Raw genomic sequence first — 3459 nt, forward strand, 5'->3', positions numbered from 1 at the left:
GAGCCGGTCGGCCAGGTGCGGCGCGACGTAGCGCGAGGCGGGGACGGCGGCCTCGGCCGCCTCGGCCAGGCCGTGCCGGGCCGTCTGCAACAGTGTGATCGCCGGCGGTGCCGGCCTGCGCCTTGGGACGGGGCGCAGAGGGACGGCCGTGGACCTTGCGGACATGGCGTGCCTCCTTCCGCTCGACGGGTCCGGGGACGGCGCGGGCGAAACGCTTCCCCTCGTCCCGCCCGGCCGTCACACCTCGCACGGCATGCGCTGCCCGGCGAGCCGAACCCCTCCGGCACGGACCCGCGAGAATCCGTACCGAATACTCGAACACAAGTTCGAGATGACTCCAGTAAACCGGCCCCGCCGTCATTCGTCAACATGTTCGAATGACGACGTATCAGTGCAGGTCAAGACGGTCGAACACCTCGGTGTCAGCACCGTCTCCGACCCCACTCGAAGACCGTACCGACCGGGTACGACAGCGGACCCACGAGGCGGATGCCGGAAGGCGCCCGCACCCGCCGAGGCTCCAGGGCCTGTCCCAAGTCCCCGTTCGTGGCGAGCGGTGTCCAGGGGGCCCGCGTCGCACGGCGGAGGAGGGAGTCGGCCTGGTTCGGCTGTCGGCCTTTCCCGGGGTCCCCGCGGAGCCGTCCGGCGCGGTTTCGCGGGGTGGGGGCGACCCAACGCGGCGAGGCGTCGCGCAGCCGGAGAGCGGGACTCTGAGACAGGCTCTAAGGTGCTGCCCATGCATCCCAACACCGCGAACGTCGCCGCTCGCCTGCGTGAACTCGGTGCCACCGGCGAGGTGCGCGAGCTGCCGGCGGCCGCGCCGACCGCCGTGGCCGCCGCCGCGCTTCTCGGCTGTGAGGTCGGCGCGATCGCGAACAGCCTGATCTTCGCCGCCGACGGCGAACCCCTGCTCGTCCTCACCAGCGGCGCCCACCGCGTCGACACGGCCAAGGTGGCCGCGCTGATCGGCGCCGCGAAGGTCAAGCGCGCCGACCCCGACTTCGTACGCGCGGCCACCGGCCACCCGATCGGCGGAGTGGCCCCGATCGGGCACCCGCGCCCGGTCCGCACGCTCGTCGACAAGTGGCTGGCCGAGCATGAGGTCGTCTGGGCGGCCGCCGGTCACCCGCACACCATCTTCCCGACCTCCTACGACGAGCTCGTGCGGATCACCGGCGGCACCCCGGCCGAGGTCGAGTAGTCAGCCCCGGTACGGCCGGAACGCCTCGCGGACCTGCCGTACGAAGTGCTCCGGGGACTCCAGGGCGAGAAAGTGGCCACCCTCGTCCGCCGTGGCCAGGCGGGTCATCCGCGGGTACGCGCGCCGCAGCCAGGACTCCGGCGGGATCGGGAGTTCCGGCTCGCGCGTGAGCAGCAGCGACGACGGCACCGCGACCGCGTCGTCCGGTGGAGCGGAGTCGACCGCGTACAGGCGTGACGAGGCGCCGATCGAGCCCGTCACCCAGTAGGTCATCACGTTGGTGAGCAGGTCGTCGTCGGTGAGACGACCACGCGTCGCCGGGTCGCTCCACGTCAGCCACTTCTCCAGCACCCAGGCCGCCAGACCCGCGGGCGAGTCGTTCAGCCCGTACGCCAGGATCTGCGGCCGGGTCGCCTGGACGTGCGCGTACGCGCCGCGGGTCCGCTCCCAGCGGCGCTCGCCCGCCACGTACGCCTCCTCCTCCGGCGTGCGCGGCGTCGGGTCCGGCGGCCGGGTCCAGTTGGTGGTCTGGATGGCCCGTACGGTCCCGGCGTGGTACATGCCGAGGCGGTTCACCACGCCGCCGCCGATGTCGTCGCCGTGCGCGACGTAGCTCGCGTACCCCAGGCCGTCCGCCATGAGCCGGTCGAACAGCCCGGCGATCGTGGCCCGGTCGAGGCGTCCGGGGTAGGGGGCCGAGAACCCGTACCCCGGCAGCGCCGGCACCACGACCGAGAAGGCGTCGGCGGGATCGTCGCCGTACGCCGCGGGGTCGGCCAGCCGGTCGAGCACCCCGAGGTACTCCACGAACGAGCTGGGCCAGCCGTTGGCGAGCAGCAGCGGCAGCGGGTCCGGCCCCGAACCCGGCACGTGCACGAAGTGGATGCGCGCGTCGCCGACGGCGGCGCGGAAGTGCGGCACCGCGTTCAGCCGGGCCTCCTGCGCCCGCCAGTCGTACCCCGAGCGCCAGTACGCGACGAGGTCCTCGATGCGCTCGACGGTCTCGGGGCTCTCCCCTCCGTCGAGGATCGGCGGCGAGGGCGGGCGCGCGCGTTCGAGGCGGGCGGCCAGATCCTCCAGGACCTCGTCCGCGACGGCGATGTGAAACGGCTCGATCACCGGAACCTCCCGGTCGTGGTTACGAGCAAAGACGTTACGTACATAACGCGTTACGTGTCAAAGGCGTACGGATGTAACATCGGTTCCATGGCATCGCGACCGTCGGCTCCCGGGCCGCTCGCGCCGGTGGAGGCGTTCCTGCGGACGCGCGACGAGGTCGACGCCGCCGGTCTGGACCGCTGGCGCGCCGAGCACGGGCTGCCGGGCGAGGTGACCGCGGAGACGTACACGCGAGCCGTGCGGCTGCGTGAGGCGCTCCGCTCACTGATGCTCGCCAACAACGCCGGTCCCGCCGATCCCGAGGCGTTCGACCTGGTCAACGAGGAGATCGTCCGCTGCGGCCTGCGCCCGCTGGTCACCTCCGGCGGCGTACGGTGGCCGGCCGGTGAGGGCGCGGCGCACCCGGGCGACCTGCTGTTCGGCGCCATCCTGGCGGGCGTGCTCACGGCGATGACCGACGGCACGTGGCCGCGGATGAAGGCCTGCGCCGCCGACGACTGCCACTACGCGTTCTACGACCACACCCGCAACCGCTCGGGCCGCTGGTGCGACGTGGCGGGCTGTGGCGCCAACGCCCGCATGCGCGCCTACCGGCGCCGCCACGCCTAAGCCCCGGCGCCCCCCGACGCCCCCGACGCCTCTGGAGGCGATTAGCGCCGGACCCCTTCTGCCATGCGGTAGGGCCGTAATCGACCGCGCATCGCGGCGTGCAGACAGGAGGGACATGCGGTGGTACAACGGTCTTCTGAGGCTCGAGCGCACTCTCCGGAGCGGCCCCATGGCTGGACACGAGGATCTGCGCGCCGCCGCCGCGCGTGACAAGGCTTTCGTCGGCGTGGACGTCGTCGCGATGGCGCGGCTCATCCAGCAGATGAACGGCGCCTCGCAGGCCATCTCCACCTGGTTGCGCACCAACGCCACCCTGCCGCCCGGCGTCCCTCGCACCGGGCTGCGCGAGGCGCAGGCCGTGCACGCGTGGACCGGCGACCAGCGGGGCATGCTCACGCGGCGCCGCAACTACGCCCTCACCCACCTGGACAAGGGCGGGCGCCCGATGCCGAAGGTCAGCGCGGGCCCGCTCGGCGGCGCACCCCGCCGTACGACGTCCGCCGGGGCCGGGCACGACCTCGGCGCCTTCC

Annotated in this window: 4 protein-coding genes; 3 read left to right on the plus strand and 1 reads right to left on the minus strand. The window is 73.1% G+C overall.

The genetic code is table 11. The features are described from left to right. Positions 1-736 precede the first annotated feature (736 nt). Complete coding sequence (locus ACFFNX_RS45410) at positions 737-1201, plus strand: YbaK/EbsC family protein (RefSeq protein ID WP_378212513.1); 465 nt, start codon at positions 737-739, stop codon at positions 1199-1201. On the opposite strand, the gene ACFFNX_RS45415 is transcribed toward ACFFNX_RS45410, so the two are convergent. Beyond that, complete coding sequence (locus tag ACFFNX_RS45415; protein ID WP_378212514.1) at positions 1202-2320, minus strand: epoxide hydrolase family protein; 1119 nt, start codon at positions 2318-2320, stop codon at positions 1202-1204. A gap of 87 nt (positions 2321-2407) precedes the next feature. On the opposite strand from ACFFNX_RS45415, the gene ACFFNX_RS45420 reads away from it, so the two are divergent. Then, a complete protein-coding gene (locus ACFFNX_RS45420; protein WP_378212516.1) occupies positions 2408-2929 on the plus strand; it encodes a CGNR zinc finger domain-containing protein in 522 nt (173 codons plus the stop codon). Between the two features lie 169 nt (positions 2930-3098). After that, on the plus strand, positions 3099-3459 hold a 361-nt coding region (locus ACFFNX_RS45425; RefSeq protein WP_378212519.1), incomplete at its 3' end, for a hypothetical protein.

It is taken from the genome of Actinoallomurus acaciae (genome assembly GCF_042429965.1).
Lineage (GTDB): Bacteria > Actinomycetota > Actinomycetes > Streptosporangiales > Streptosporangiaceae > Actinoallomurus > Actinoallomurus acaciae.

What these genes read in the sequence shown, in the direction of transcription:
- ACFFNX_RS45410 (WP_378212513.1), top strand. Translation starts at nt 737, where the DNA reads ATGCATCCCAACACCGCGAACGTCGCCGCTCGCCTGCGTGAACTCGGT.
- ACFFNX_RS45420 (WP_378212516.1), top strand. Translation starts at nt 2,408, where the DNA reads ATGGCATCGCGACCGTCGGCTCCCGGGCCGCTCGCGCCGGTGGAGGCG.